The organism is Bacteroides sp. AM07-18 (assembly GCF_003602695.1).
GTDB lineage: Bacteria > Bacteroidota > Bacteroidia > Bacteroidales > Bacteroidaceae > Bacteroides > Bacteroides uniformis.
On sequence record NZ_QTLM01000007.1, the window covers coordinates 52,389 to 65,901 of the forward strand.

Annotated in this window: 12 protein-coding genes and 2 tRNA genes; 5 read left to right on the forward strand and 9 right to left on the reverse strand. The window is 46.1% G+C overall.

The annotated features are described in order from the left end of the window. Nucleotides 1-103 precede the first annotated feature (103 nt). Entirely contained in the window at nt 104-1,021 is a 918-nt protein-coding gene (locus DW096_RS10945) for an AraC family transcriptional regulator (RefSeq protein ID WP_120028758.1), read from the forward strand. A gap of 41 nt (nt 1,022-1,062) precedes the next feature. Here the strand turns inward: DW096_RS10945 and DW096_RS10950 are convergent. The 3 genes from DW096_RS10950 to DW096_RS10960 form a co-directional block, all read right to left on the reverse strand. Then, nucleotides 1,063-1,135 (reverse strand) — tRNA-Pro (locus tag DW096_RS10950). A 15-nt stretch (nt 1,136-1,150) separates the two neighbouring features. Further along, nucleotides 1,151-1,223, reverse strand: a tRNA-Phe gene (locus DW096_RS10955). Nucleotides 1,224-1,360: 137 nt separating this feature from the next. Next, nucleotides 1,361-2,362: a malate dehydrogenase gene (locus DW096_RS10960; protein ID WP_117963073.1), complete on the reverse strand. Its 1,002-nt coding sequence runs from the start codon at nt 2,360-2,362 to the stop codon at nt 1,361-1,363. Between the two features lie 193 nt (nt 2,363-2,555). On the opposite strand from DW096_RS10960, the gene DW096_RS10965 reads away from it, so the two are divergent. The 3 genes from DW096_RS10965 to DW096_RS10975 all read left to right on the forward strand — a co-directional run bounded on the left by DW096_RS10965 (nt 2,556) and on the right by DW096_RS10975 (nt 5,117). Next, entirely contained in the window at nt 2,556-3,392 is an 837-nt protein-coding gene (locus DW096_RS10965) for a S1 RNA-binding domain-containing protein (RefSeq protein ID WP_005834783.1), read from the forward strand. A gap of 100 nt (nt 3,393-3,492) precedes the next feature. Next, nucleotides 3,493-4,185 carry a DUF4476 domain-containing protein gene (locus tag DW096_RS10970; protein ID WP_005825088.1) on the forward strand — a complete coding sequence of 231 codons (693 nt, stop codon included), beginning with the start codon at nt 3,493-3,495 and terminating at the stop codon, nt 4,183-4,185. A gap of 14 nt (nt 4,186-4,199) precedes the next feature. Beyond that, nucleotides 4,200-5,117: a hypothetical protein gene (locus tag DW096_RS10975; RefSeq protein WP_118931014.1), complete on the forward strand. Its 918-nt coding sequence runs from the start codon at nt 4,200-4,202 to the stop codon at nt 5,115-5,117. Between the two features lie 84 nt (nt 5,118-5,201). Here the strand turns inward: DW096_RS10975 and DW096_RS10980 are convergent, their stop codons facing one another. The 5 genes from DW096_RS10980 to DW096_RS11000 form a co-directional block, all read right to left on the reverse strand. Next, complete coding sequence (locus DW096_RS10980; protein WP_005825078.1) at nt 5,202-6,530, reverse strand: TolC family protein; 1,329 nt, start codon at nt 6,528-6,530, stop codon at nt 5,202-5,204. Nucleotides 6,531-6,560: 30 nt separating this feature from the next. Further along, on the reverse strand, nt 6,561-7,664 hold the full coding sequence (locus tag DW096_RS10985) for an efflux RND transporter periplasmic adaptor subunit (protein WP_061411773.1): 1,104 nt from the start codon (nt 7,662-7,664) through the stop codon (nt 6,561-6,563). Nucleotides 7,665-7,742: 78 nt separating this feature from the next. Beyond that, a complete protein-coding gene (locus tag DW096_RS10990; protein WP_005825074.1) occupies nt 7,743-8,984 on the reverse strand; it encodes an ABC transporter permease in 1,242 nt (413 codons plus the stop codon). Between the two features lie 5 nt (nt 8,985-8,989). Beyond that, nucleotides 8,990-10,249: an ABC transporter permease gene (locus DW096_RS10995; RefSeq protein WP_005825072.1), complete on the reverse strand. Its 1,260-nt coding sequence runs from the start codon at nt 10,247-10,249 to the stop codon at nt 8,990-8,992. Nucleotides 10,250-10,303: 54 nt separating this feature from the next. Further along, nucleotides 10,304-11,020 (reverse strand): ABC transporter ATP-binding protein, encoded by a 717-nt coding sequence (locus tag DW096_RS11000; protein WP_016274084.1) that lies wholly within the window; start codon nt 11,018-11,020, stop codon nt 10,304-10,306. Between the two features lie 176 nt (nt 11,021-11,196). Here DW096_RS11000 and DW096_RS11005 point away from each other — a divergent pair, with 176 nt between their 5' ends. Next, nucleotides 11,197-12,177, forward strand: a complete 981-nt coding sequence (locus DW096_RS11005) for an ROK family protein (protein WP_005825067.1) — start codon at nt 11,197-11,199, stop codon at nt 12,175-12,177. A 757-nt stretch (nt 12,178-12,934) separates the two neighbouring features. On the opposite strand, the gene rplS is transcribed toward DW096_RS11005, so the two are convergent. Beyond that, entirely contained in the window at nt 12,935-13,288 is a 354-nt protein-coding gene (gene rplS / locus DW096_RS11010; protein ID WP_004292313.1) for a 50S ribosomal protein L19, read from the reverse strand. Nucleotides 13,289-13,513: the final 225 nt, after the last annotated feature.

Below are 13,513 nucleotides of genomic sequence, written 5' to 3' on the forward strand. Positions count from 1 at the left end.
TACATGTCTATTCCCGTCCGTGATGAATAATATTCGCTGCGGACGGGATTTTTCATAAATAATCTCTATTTTTGTTCCGGAGCTATTATGGAAGGCACGTGTTATGACTAAAAATTATAATGATTTAGGAGTAGAGTTTAAGTACCTTATTGTAAATGACATGGACCAGAGATATGGTCTTTGGGTAAATACTGTGGGCTTTCAGTCTATCCAGCCTAATTCTCCTTATCCGTTGAAGGATCATCCTACCGGTTATTTTTTCAATGCGCAGAAAGGACGGATTCTGCGCGAGTACCAGTTGGTCTATATTACTAAAGGGAGGGGGTTGTTCTCCTCGGAGACCACGCCAGAGAAGCAAGTGTGCAAAGGACGACTGATGGTGCTGTTTCCCGGTCAGTGGCATACATATTATCCTTATGTGCAGACGGGTTGGAATGAATATTATATTGGTTTCGAGGGAGCTGTGATTGATGATATGGTGAAAGGTGGTTTTCTATCGAAAGAGAATCAAGTGTTGGAGGTGGGGTTGAATGAAGAGCTCGTTTCACTTTTCTCTCGCGCTTTGGAAATTGCGGAAGCTGATAAGATTTCTTCCCAGCAATATCTTGCCGGTATTGTGCTACATATGATAGGGATGATATTGTCCATCTCTAAAAACAAGATTTTCGAAGTGGGTGATGTCGATCAGAAAATAGAGCAGGCTAAAATCATCATGAACGAGAATGTATTCAAGGATGTTGACCCGGAAGAACTGGCAATGAAGTTGAATATCAGTTATTCTTGGTTTCGCAAAGTATTTAAGGATTATACCGGCTATGCTCCTGCAAAATATTTCCAAGAGCTAAAGTTGCGTAAGGCTAAGCAATTGCTGGTGGGTACTTCTTTATCGGTGAAAGAAATCTCTTTTATGCTCGACTATAAGTCTACCGAGCATTTCTTCTCCTCGTTTAAGAAACGTACGGGGTTTACTCCATTGGAGTATCGCTCTTATGGTCGGGAAACCGGAGGAGAGGAGGTATAAAACAAAAAAAGACTTAACTTCTAAAAGTTAAGTCTTTTCTGTCGGAATGAGGCGACTCGAACGCCCGACCCCTACGTCCCGAACGTAGTGCGCTACCAACTGCGCTACATTCCGATTGCTTTTGAAAAGTGGTGCCACCAGGAATCGAACCGGGGACACAAGGATTTTCAGTCCTTTGCTCTACCAACTGAGCTATGGCACCTTTTTCGTTTGCGGGTGCAAAGATAAAGAGTTTTTTTTATACCGCAAGGCTTTTTGAGGAAAAATATCTAAAAAAGGTGCCTCTTGCTCTATGGAGCGAGGCACCTTACTTCTAAAAATCATTTGCTATCGAAGACATCAGTCGATATTCGGATTGATGCTGTGCCAGTCTTTGATGGCAGGCAGTACACCCATTTCTATCACCTCGTCACGAAGTGTGCAGAGATGGGCATAGCTTTCTTTCAGTTTGGCTTCTTCTTCGGGCGTGCCGTTCAGTTCCTTATAGTGTACACCGTCTTTGGTAATTTCAGTTTCCATTGCCATCATGATGTGGTCGAAGCCGTGGCTGTGTACATATGTACCGGCAGGCCAGCGGAACGGTTTGCCACCCATAGCTGCAGCTATCATTTCGATGGAGACGTATGCCGGGCTCTGGAAGGAAGAACGTCCACGGAGGGCGATGATGTTGGCACCGCCTTTGGTTACCTTAGTCTGGATTTCGATCCACTGTTCTTTAGTCAAGGCGGGGGTACCGATGATATCAAGTAACGGTTTACCGTCCACCTTGGCGGTAGAGGCATATACAGCCATCTGTTCACCATGACCGCCGTAGGTACGGCAATTTTCGATTTTGTCGGGGGCAATGCCGAAGTGCTTGGAAAGTTCACTGCGCAGGCGGGTGCTGTCGAGGGCAGCCAGTGTGGTCACTTGTGAAGGTTTCAGGCCGGAATACAATAGGGTAATCAGACCGGTGATGTCGGCAGGGTTGAAAATGACAACCACGTGCTTCACATCCGGACAGTAGGCTTTTACATTCTTACCGAATTCTTCGGCAATAGCGGCATTGCCTTTCAAAAGGTCTTCGCGGGTCATGCCGGCCTTGCGGGCGGCACCGCCTGATGATACCACATACTTGGCACCGGTCAGCGCTTCTTTGATATCGGAGGTAAATGTGATGTTCATTCCTTCGAATCCGCAGTGGAACAGCTCTTCGGCCACACCTTCCAGTCCGGGAGCATAAGGGTCGTACAGACATAGGTTGGGAGTGAGATGCATCATGATTGCAGTCTGTGCCATGTTTGAACCGATCATGCCGGCTGCGCCGACGATTGTCAATTTGTCATTTGTCAGAAATTCCATAATCTTTTTTATTTAAAGGTGAGTAATATCTTTTCTTGCTGATTGTCACGATACAAAGATAACCCTTTTTGAAGAGAGTTGTTCATAGAAAAAAGTTATCTTTTAGAGCAAAAAGTTATTTCTTCTTTCCGAACTGCTGTATTGTACCTAAATTACTTATCTTTGTTGGGAAAATGAAGATAAGTAAGAAACTATGAGCATTGAGTTAGGAAAGTACAATACGCTGGAAGTGGTGAAGGAGGTAGCCTTCGGCATGTATCTGGACGGTGGCGAAGAAGGTGAAATTCTGCTTCCGTCGCGTTATGTCCCCCAAGACTGTAAGGTGGGAGACAAACTGAACGTTTTTATATATCTTGATAACGAAGAACGTCTGGTAGCCACTACTCTGACACCGTTAGTGCAGGTCGGGCAGTTTGCCTGCTTGGAGGTGGCGTGGATAAACCAGTATGGTGCTTTCCTTAACTGGGGATTGATGAAGGATCTTTTCGTCCCCTTCCGCGAACAGAAAATGAAGATGCAGGTGGGAAAGAAGTATGTGGTTCATGCCCATTTGGATGATGAAAGCTATCGTATCGTGGCATCGGCCAAGGTAGACCGTTATCTTTCCAAAGAGAAGGCCGCCTATGAGTCGGGGCAGGAGGTGGATATCCTGATTTGGCAGAAGACGGATTTGGGATTCAAGGCGATCATCAACGATGAATATAGCGGCTTGCTATATGAGAGCGAGATATTTCAGCCACTGCACACGGGCATGAGGATGAAAGCCTATGTGAAGCAGGTACGTGAAGACGGCAAGATAGACCTGCTGCTTCAAAAACCGGGGCAGGCTAAAGTAGAAGATTTCTCAGCTACGTTGCTGGACTATATCCGTGAACAGGGCGGACGGATAGCTTTGAATGACAAGAGTCCGGCAGAAGAAATCTATGCAACTTTCGGTGTCAGCAAGAAAACCTTCAAAAAGGCTGTGGGAGATTTGTACAAAAAACATCTGGTTGTATTGGAGGAAGATGGAATCAGGATTAGGAATTAGTCCCAGTCATTAGGAATTTCCCTACTTGTAAATAGAGACAATCATTAGGGAGGGGAATTTCCTCTCCCTATTTTTGTCGTACAATAAAAAAAGAAAAGTCATGATACGTCATTTGATATTAAGTGTTTGTCTAGTTCTGGTAGCGTTTCCCGCAATAAAAGCGGCGCCCATAGACGGAATCCGTATAGAAAGTCCATACCGTAGAGTGGTGGTACTGGTCGACGGACAGCAGGTTTGCCTGCCTACTTTCAGTTGTTTTGTAGCCAATCTGCGTGGTAGTTGTCGGGTAGAGGTTTATGAAGCGCCATCCCGTGGGGAGAATTCCCGAAGAGGAAAACTCCTATATGATGAACGTGTGCATTGCTCCATCAATGAAGTGGAAGATATTTTCATTCCAGAGGACAAAAGACCTGGTGGAAACTGGGGTACTTCTAATCATCACAAGCCTGGCAGACCCGGTGACAGACCGTTAGGAGGCGAGCAGCATGAACCGGTGATGTCACCATCTGCCTTCGAACAGTTTATGGGGCTGATGGAAAAACAGAGTTTCGATTCAGACCGTAAGGAAGTGCTCGACCATGCCTTGCTGACCTCTTGGTTCACTACTGACCAGTGTATCCGTCTGATGGATTTTTATCGTTTCGACAGTGAAAAGAAACAGTTGATGAAGAAGATTTATCCTAAAATAGCCGATAAACCGAATTTCTATTATGCGATAGACAAGCTGACCTTCTCGTCGGACAAGAACGAGATAAATGCCTTCATCAAACAATATCATGAGAAGAATAACTAAAAAAAGGAGGGATTATGAAACGGATTATATTTATATTTCTTGCCGCTATGATGAGTACAGCTGTTTGTAGTGCGGCAATGAGCAACAGCAAAGTGCGTAAAGAGACCCGCTTTCTTACGGACAAGATGGCCTATGAATTGAACCTGAGTACAGAACAGTATAATGACGTGTACGAAATAAACTATGATTTCATTTCCGGTATACGTTATCTGATGGATGACGTTCTTCGGGGGGAGGAATGGGCCTTGAATCGCTATTACGATTATCTGGATGTGCGCAATGACGACCTTCGATGGGTGCTGAATAACCGGCAGTACGGCCGTTTCATGCAGGCCGCCTATTTTTACCGTCCGGTTTATGTAAGTGGTGGTCGTTGGTCTTTTAGGGTTTACATCACTTACACCAACCATAATCATTTCTATTTCCCGCGGCCGTATCATTACCGTACATATTGCGGTGGGCATTATCGTACGCACTATCACAACAGCTATTATCGCGGTCGTTACCATCATCCGCACTATACCGGTTCGTGGAGTATTCGGAATGATAAGTCGTACCACACCAGCCGCCGTTCAGATTTCGGTTCGGTGAACATCCGCCCTAATTCGCATAAGCGTCCGGCAGGCAGGGATGATGTATATACCACGCGACGTAGTAACGGTAGTAATAATCGCATTAGCACAGGTACACGTAACAGCAGTACGCGACGTAGTAGTGTGGATAGTGGCAGAAAGTCGAGTAAAGAGAAAATAGAAACCACAAGAATTAAAAATAATGATAAGAGCCCCAGCCGTAGCAGGGTAAAGACGGCAAGCAAGGAAAGAAGAAATGCTTCCGGCGTACGGAGTTCCGAAAGCCGTCGCAGCAGCTCTTCAAGCACTACCCGCAGTTCTACCGGCAGTAGCTCTTCCCGCTCTTCGGAAAGGAGATAGAAGAACAAAAAACTCCCCTCTTGTCAGCCTGGAGGCAGGGAGAGGGGAGAATCAAACACAACAACTAAAATTATACTTCTTTTTTTATTCAATCGGTTCTCCCTTATAGAAATCCAGAATCTTGGTACGGAACAGATAGTCATACTTGGCTTGCAATTCGTCTGATTGGGATTTCATAAGGTTCTGTTTTGCTTCATTGTATTCTACGGCATTTGCTTTTCCGTTCTCATACTTTTCGCTCATCAGCTTGAAAGACTCTTCGCTGGCAACGGTGGCTGTATGGCTACTGGTATATTTGCTTTCGGCAGCAGCGGCGTTGTACCATGCTTGTTGGATTTCTTTATAAAGTGTCTTCTTGGCATTATCCAATTGCAAGGCATAGTTTTCACGTTGCAGGCGTGCCGTGCGTACCCGGTTACGGGTAGAGAGACGGTTGAAAATAGGTACGCTGAGGTTGAATCCTACATATTTGTTGAAGTTATCGTTCATCTGCTGGCTGAAAGTACGGTCGATGGTAGAATAGTAATTCGTACCGAGACTACCGTTCAGGCTCAGTTGCGGGTAGTAGTTGCTCTGGGCAATACGGATATTGTGTTTACTGCCTTCCAAGCGGAACTGTGCAGCTTGTATGGAAGCCTTACTCACCATGGCTGTTTGGAATATCTCATCCGGAGGAGTGAGAGGGACTAAATCCAGATTGACTGCCGGAGATTCCAGATTGAACCCTTCCGGTGTTTCCAGTTCGATAAGCTGGCTAAGGTCGAGCAGGGCTAACTTATAGTTGTTGTTTGTCTGCACTACATTCATCTCGTCTTGTGCCACACGTGCTTTGGCTTCTGCCAGTTCTGCCGGAGAGGCTTTTCCCAAGTCGGCAAGCCGGCTGATGCGGACATATTGCTCTTTGCTCAATTGCACTTGTCCCAACGCCACCTGGTGGAGCTCTTCATTGAACAGCACCTGAAGGTAGGCCGAAGCTATATTGATGGCAATGTCTTCCTTGGCTTTGTCCAGGTCGGCAATGGCAGCTTTGAGGTTTAGTTTGGCCAATGCATACTGGTGGGGAATTTCCAGACCGGTAAAGATAGGTATGCTGGTATTGACAGACATATTAGTGCCGTGGCTGCTGGTGTTGACGTATACAGTGGAATAGTCTCCCGTATCCTCATTTTTGATGGCTGTTTGCGTACGTCCCCAGTTCCAGCTCTGGCCGGCACTGGCATTCAGGTTCGGCAGTCGTGCCCATTTGGCTGTATTTACTTCGACAGCACTCTGTTCGGCAGCGTTGGCTGTCTGGCGGATACTGATGTTATGCTCGATGGCATAGTCTATGCATTGGCGTAAAGACCATCGTTCCTGCGCCTGCACTGAGATACTGCCGAATATTGCGAGGTATAAGAATATCTTTTTATTCATATCGTATATCTTTTTAAGCTATTCCGTTTGTTAATCCTTTTTCTCTGTACCGCGAATCTTATCCTGGGCACTGATACCGCTTTTGATGGCAATCTTTATGCCGTCACTCATGCCGACCTGGATGGGGCGGCGTTCGAACTTCTGTACCGGTACGCTGTCCGTCATTACGTATACAAAGGTGCTGTCACCATTGAATTCAATGGTACTTTCCGGTACGGCAAGCGTTTTCTGGGCACGGTCCAATACGATTTCTGCGTTGGCAGAATAGCCGGAACGTATCTGTACGCTGTCCGGTGCGGCAATGGCAGCTTTGATTTCAAACTGGTTGGCACCGTTTTCTTCCACACCCTTCGGAGATATGTATTCCAGTGTGGCATCGAACGAAAGATTCTGCAGGGCGCCGATTGTCAGTTTCACCGGCATGCCTTCGTGCACACGGCCCACTTCCGTTTCGTCAATGTTGCCGCGGAAAATCAAATCGTTCATGTTGGCAACGGTAGCGATGGTGGTTCCGTCATTGAAAGTGTTACTCATGATAACCGAGTTACCGACTTTGATGGGTACATCCAGAATCAGACCGGTAATGGTGGAACGGATCAGGGTACTACTGAAAGAGGCGCTGTTCTTGGTGATGCCTTCCTTTACAATTTCCAGGTTATCTTTTGCTGTCTGCAGTTCCTCGCGTGCCTGCTTCACGCTTACTTCCCCTTTTTCGTACTCTTCAGCGCTGATAAGCTTGTCGTTGTACAGTTTCTGGGTACGGGCGAAATCCGTTTCGGCTTGGGCAGCGTTGATTTCCGCCAATCGTACGCGGCTTTCGGCAGAGTTCAATTGTCCCAGTTCGGGTATCACTTTTACTTTGGCAAGCACTTCCCCTTGCTTCACACTTTGTCCTGCTTCCTTGTATACTTCGGCAATAATACCGGAAATCTGCGGCTTGATAAGGACTTCATCTCTCGGTTCCACTTTGCCGGTGGCTACGGTAGTCTTTTCAAGGTCTGTCACTTCCGGAACTATCGTTTCGTATACTGTTACTTTAGGTTGGGACTTCTGGTACAGAAAAACGAATGTCCAAATGAATAAGGCAGCAATTACTACCAATAATGCGATTTTCAGAAACTTCTTTGTTTTCATCTTATATTTACGATTTAATTATTTACGATTGATATAGCCATTATTTCATGGCTTACGGTTAGTGGTCTCTCTATAAGTTTATTCATCCCTGATGGCTTCAATTGGCTTGATTGCCATGGCGCGATAGGCAGGTGCCAGTCCGGCAAGCACTCCTAATGCGATGAGGAGGATACAGGTTCCGATAGCCAGTCCGAATGAAACCTGGTAGTGGGTTTTGATAACTCCAGGGTCATTGGCGGCCTTTTCAAGTATTTGCAGTACAAATACGGCAAAAGAAATACCTGCCATACCCGCTATAGTGGTCAGCACCATGCTTTCCGAAAGAATTTGTTGCAGAATGTCTTTAGGACGGGCACCTATGGCACGGCGTATGCCTATTTCCGTTGTGCGCTCCTTGACGGTTACCATCATGATATTCGATACGCCGATAGCTCCGGCAAACAGCGTCCCCAAACCTACCATCCAGATTAGAAAGCGCACTCCAATCATCAGGTTGTCCATCATGGAGAACATAGCTTCCGCATTCAGAAGCATGACGGCTTGTTTGTCATCGGGAGCAATGTAGTGCGCCGCTTTTACAAGACGTTCCACTTCGGGCTGCACGTCTTTCACTTTTACTCCCGGTTTCATGATGAAACATACTACATGCAGTTTCTTTCCGAGGTTGTAGGTCTGTTGCATGGTGGAAAAAGGCAATGTAATGGCTTCAGAGGCCTGCCCTTGTATATTGACATTGCCTTCGGATGAACACATTCCGATAACCCGGTAATAGATACCATTTACCCGGACATATTTGCCGCAGGGGTCTTCACCGGGTTTGAAGAGGCTTTCATAAACACGTTTGCCGATTACACACACTTTACGCGACTCTTTAATGTCGACATCATTGATGAAACGTCCATAGGTCATCTCTTGATGTTCTATCTGTTCATATTCGGGATACAAGCCTTTCACACTACAGTCGTACTTGTTGTCTCCGTAGACAGCCACTTGTCCCCATAAGGCAATGGAAGGCGTGGCAAGCGCCACACCGTCCACATTGCGTACACGGTCCACATCTTCCATCTCCAAATCCCACCATCGTCCTTTGCGAAAACCTTTATAAGCCTCGCTTGTCTTTTGTGCAGCGATAAAGCCCGAGTTGGTTGCAAATCCTTCGAACTGGGATTTTAGTTCTTCCTGCATGCCCTGGCCGCCACCGATAAGCGCCACCAGCATAAAGATACCCCAGAATACGCCGAACGCCGTAAGCAGGCTTCTCGTTTTGTTCCTTGTTATTGTGATGAGGATTTCCTCACACGTATCTATGTCTATTCTCATAATCTTTAATCTGCTCTAAGTGCTTCAATAGGACTGATACTTACCGCTTTCTTAGCCGGGAAGAACCCAGCCAACGTACCCGCTATGATAAGGGTCAAGGTAGCTTGGATAGCAATACTGAGGTCTACGGTGGGATCGGAGAACATGGTCTGCTGGAACATGCCGGCATCCATCGTCTGGCTACCGAAAGCAGAGTTCATCCATTCCGTCACCCCGATGCCTGCCACCATACCGATATAACCGAATAGCGTAGTGATAGTCACGCTTTCCACAATAATCAGCCAAAGGATGGAGAAAGGTTTTGCTCCCAATGCCTTACGGATACCAAATTCCCGGGTACGTTCTTTCACGGTAATCAGCATTATGTTCGACACGCCGACAATCCCACTCAACAGTGTGAAGATACCGATAACCCAGATTGCAGTCCGGAGGATACCCATTGCATTCTGTGTCTGCAGATAGTTGGTGAAACGATTCCATATCCATATGGCGCTCTCATCCGTGGGGTCAAAGCGGTGATTGGTGGCAATAGCCTTGCGGTATTCTTTTTCAAAGGCTTCGTTACTTTCTATGCTGTGCAGGTTCTTGGTTGTAAAGATGATGTTATTCAGCTTGTCTCCTTTATTATAGATGGTTTGCAAGGTGGAGAAGGGGATATACGCTTCGTTTGCCTCGCGGTCTCCCTGGTCATTGTAGAGGCCTACTACTTGATAGGCCACTCCACTGGCATTGACAAATTGTCCGATGGGTTCAGTATGCGTTTTTCCGAAAAGGATATCTGCAGATTTCTTATGGAGGATGATGACTTTACGTCGGTCTTTCAGGTCGTTGTAGTTGATGAAACGTCCGTCCGCTGTTTTCACGGTTTCCACTTCGGTGTAGTTGGGATATACGCCCAGCAGAGAGATATTGATATATTCTTGTCCGAAGCTGACGTTTACATTACTTTGACGCACGGTGGCACCGGCACTGATGACATTTTCAGTGAATTGCTTCTCCGTGTCATCCATGTCCCGGTTGTCCAGTTGGACGCGGCGTCCTTCTTTCAGACCGTCGTATGACTTGGTGGTCCAGCCGGGGAAGATGCGGATAGAGTTCAAGGCACGCTCCGACGCATTTTGCTCGAAGGCATGTATGATACCGTTTCCGGCTCCGAGCAGCACGATGAGCATGAAGATTCCCCATGCCACGGCAAAGCCCGTCAGGAATGTACGCAGTTTGTTGCGTTTGATGGTTCCGTATATTTCTTGCCAAAGGTCTATCATTGATAATTAAAAATTAAGAATTAAAAATTAAAGGGGGAGGGGGCTCTTCCTTTATTATTTCATGAATCCGTTTTTTCCGAACGGGCTTGCATCGTGGTTCAGATTCGTCTCGATGCTACCTATGATACCGTCTTTGATATGGATAATCTTGTCCGTCTGGTTGGCAACACCGCTTTCGTGGGTCACGACTACGATGGTCATACCCGTATCGTGCAGTTCCTTTAGAATCTGCATCACCTCTACGGAAGTCTTGCTGTCGAGCGCGCCGGTAGGTTCATCGGCAAGGATAATCTGCGGTTGGGTAATGAGGGCACGGGCGATGGCTACACGTTGTTTCTGTCCACCGGACATCTCATTTGGCATGTGGTGTGCCCACTCTTTCAGCCCCAGGCGGTCCAGATATTCCAGTGCCAGCGCATTACGTTTGCGGCGGCTCACTCCTTGATAAAAGAGAGGAAGCGCCACATTCTCCACTGCATTCTTGAAGGAAATGAGATTGAAGGACTGGAAGATGAAACCAATCATACGGTTGCGGTACTCGGCTGCCTTCGTTTCGCTGAGGTTCTTGATGAGGGTACCGTTCAGATAATATTCCCCCGTGTCGTAACTATCCAGAATACCCAGTATATTGAGTAAAGTGGACTTTCCCGAACCCGATGAGCCCATGATGGAAACAAATTCGCCTTTCTGAATGTCGAGGTTGATACCTTTGAGCACATGCAGCGGTGCTCCGTTGTTGTAGGTCTTGTTAATGTCTTTTAGTTGTATCACTGTTTTCCCTGTTTATTGCTTTACTCTTATTAATTTTCACTATTAGACGCAGCAATGCTACGAAAAGTTGCAAAAGTTGCAAACTTTTTTAAAAAAAGATTTTGCAGTGTCGTTTTTCTTTGTGATTTTTGTAACCATGAATGTGATTAACTAACCCTTTAAACAAAAGTAATATCATGAATTCAAACATGGAAAAGCCCTATGTAGTGGGCATTGACATAGGCGGAACAAACACCGTCTTTGGTATTGTAGACGCACGCGGAACTATTATTGCAAGCAGTTCCATCAAAACCGGAGCTTATGAGGACGTCAATGATTACGTAGACGAAGTTTGCAAGAATCTGTTGCCGCTCATTATTGCCAACGGTGGCGTAGACAAGATAAAAGGTATCGGTATCGGTGCTCCTAACGGAAACTATTACAGCGGTACTATTGAGTTTGCCCCGAACCTTCCCTGGAAGGGTGTAATTCCTTTGGCTGCCATGTTTGAAGAGCGCTTGGGTATCCCTACCGCTTTGACAAACGACGCCAATGCTGCCGGTATCGGTGAAATGACTTACGGTGCGGCTCGTGGTATGAAAGACTTTATCATGATAACTCTTGGCACCGGTGTAGGTAGCGGTATCGTTATTAACGGTCAGATGGTATATGGCCATGACGGTTTTGCCGGAGAGTTGGGACATACTATTATCCGTCGTGAAAACGGACGTCTCTGCGGATGCGGACGTCACGGCTGTCTGGAAACTTATTGTTCGGCTACGGGTGTGGCGCGTTCTGCACGTGAGTTCTTGACCAAGAGTACCGAACCGAGTTTGTTGCGCGACATTCCGGCAGAAAACATTACTTCCAAGGATGTGTATGATGCAGCGGTGAAGGGTGACAAGATTGCTCAAGACATCTTTGAGTTTACCGGAACTATCTTGGGTGAGGCTTTGGCCGATTTCATCGCTTTCTCCAGCCCGGAAGCTATCGTACTGTTCGGCGGTCTGGCAAAGGCGGGCGACTATATCTTCAAGCCTATCCAGAAAGCCATCGACGACAATGTATTGAATATCTACAAAGGTAAGACCAAGTTGCTGGCTTCCGAGTTGAAGGACTCTGATGCTGCAGTGCTGGGTGCCAGTGCGTTGGGCTGGGAGCTGAGAGATATCAAGTAATCAATATTAGGGAAACTGATAAAGGAGGGGATATGTCAAAACTCCCCTTCTATCGAAGTCACCCTCGCTACACCTATCTGTGGCGAGGGTGATTTTTAGTTTATGAGAGTTTCGACACACCTTTTTTTCTTTGGTGGCACATATTCCTCAGCAATAAAGTTATGTCACAAGTTGCTTCCACACTTCCACCCATTCTCTGTATCCCTTTATTCATCGGGGTTGCGGATGCTGTGGAAGCAACTTGAAAAGGTGGAAGCAACTTTTGCTTCCACCTTAAATTTACGCCAAATAATCTATTAATATCTTGTAGTACAATAAATTAATAGGATATGGAGCAATTTGCCAATATCGTGTAAACAAGCTATTGGTTTCCTGCAAACACGGTATTAACTTCGTAAAAGCCCGTGCGATAATAGGTGGAAGTCAGGCTTTTGGTATGGATAAGATAGGTATTCAGTATAGGCAAGCTATGCATATGAGAGCTGTTTAACGGCCGTGAGGCGTTCGCCTAACGGCCATAAAGCACCTTGTTGACGGTCGTTAGCAGAGCGCCTCACGGCCGTTGGGCGCTGATAAACTAACATATCAGCAAGAAGGAAGGCTTATGTGAAAGGAAAGGAGCGCAGGCTTACAATGTTTTGAATGAGGGAGTAGCAGTAGAGTATTGCATGGTGTGTATGCCTACTGTGTATATCACTAAAAAAGGGAAACCGACATTGTCAGTTTCCCTTTTTTATTTCGAAATAGGAGTCTGGAATTAACCGTTAACTCTTTTTTCTTTGATTCTTGCTTTCTTACCGGTAAGAGCGCGCAGGTAGTACAGTTTAGCGCGACGAACTTTACCCACTTTGTTCACTTCGATACTGTCGATAGCCGGTGATTCAATCGGGAAAATACGTTCTACGCCTATGGTTCCTGACATCTTACGTACTGTAAAACGTTTCTTGTCTCCATGTCCGGCAATCTTGATAACAACACCACGGTACAGCTGTACACGTTCCTTGTTACCCTCGACAATACGATATGCTACTGTTACAGTGTCACCTGCCTTGAAGCTCGGGTGCTGTTTTCCGGTAGCAAATGCTTCTTCTGCAATTTTAATTAAATCCATTGTTTTTATTATTAAATTGTTTCATCGTTACAACGCAACATACCAGGCTTCTCTCTTGGTGTCCTGACAGCGATTGCGCGAAAGCGGTGCAAAGGAACGAATTATTTGCCAGATACACAAGTGCTTCAAGCTTTTTTTCGCCAGTTGGGATGATTTTTGAGCGTTTCATTCTGCTAAACGCAAGTCTAAATAATCGGTTAATTGTGTGGCTCAGTCGCAAAAGAA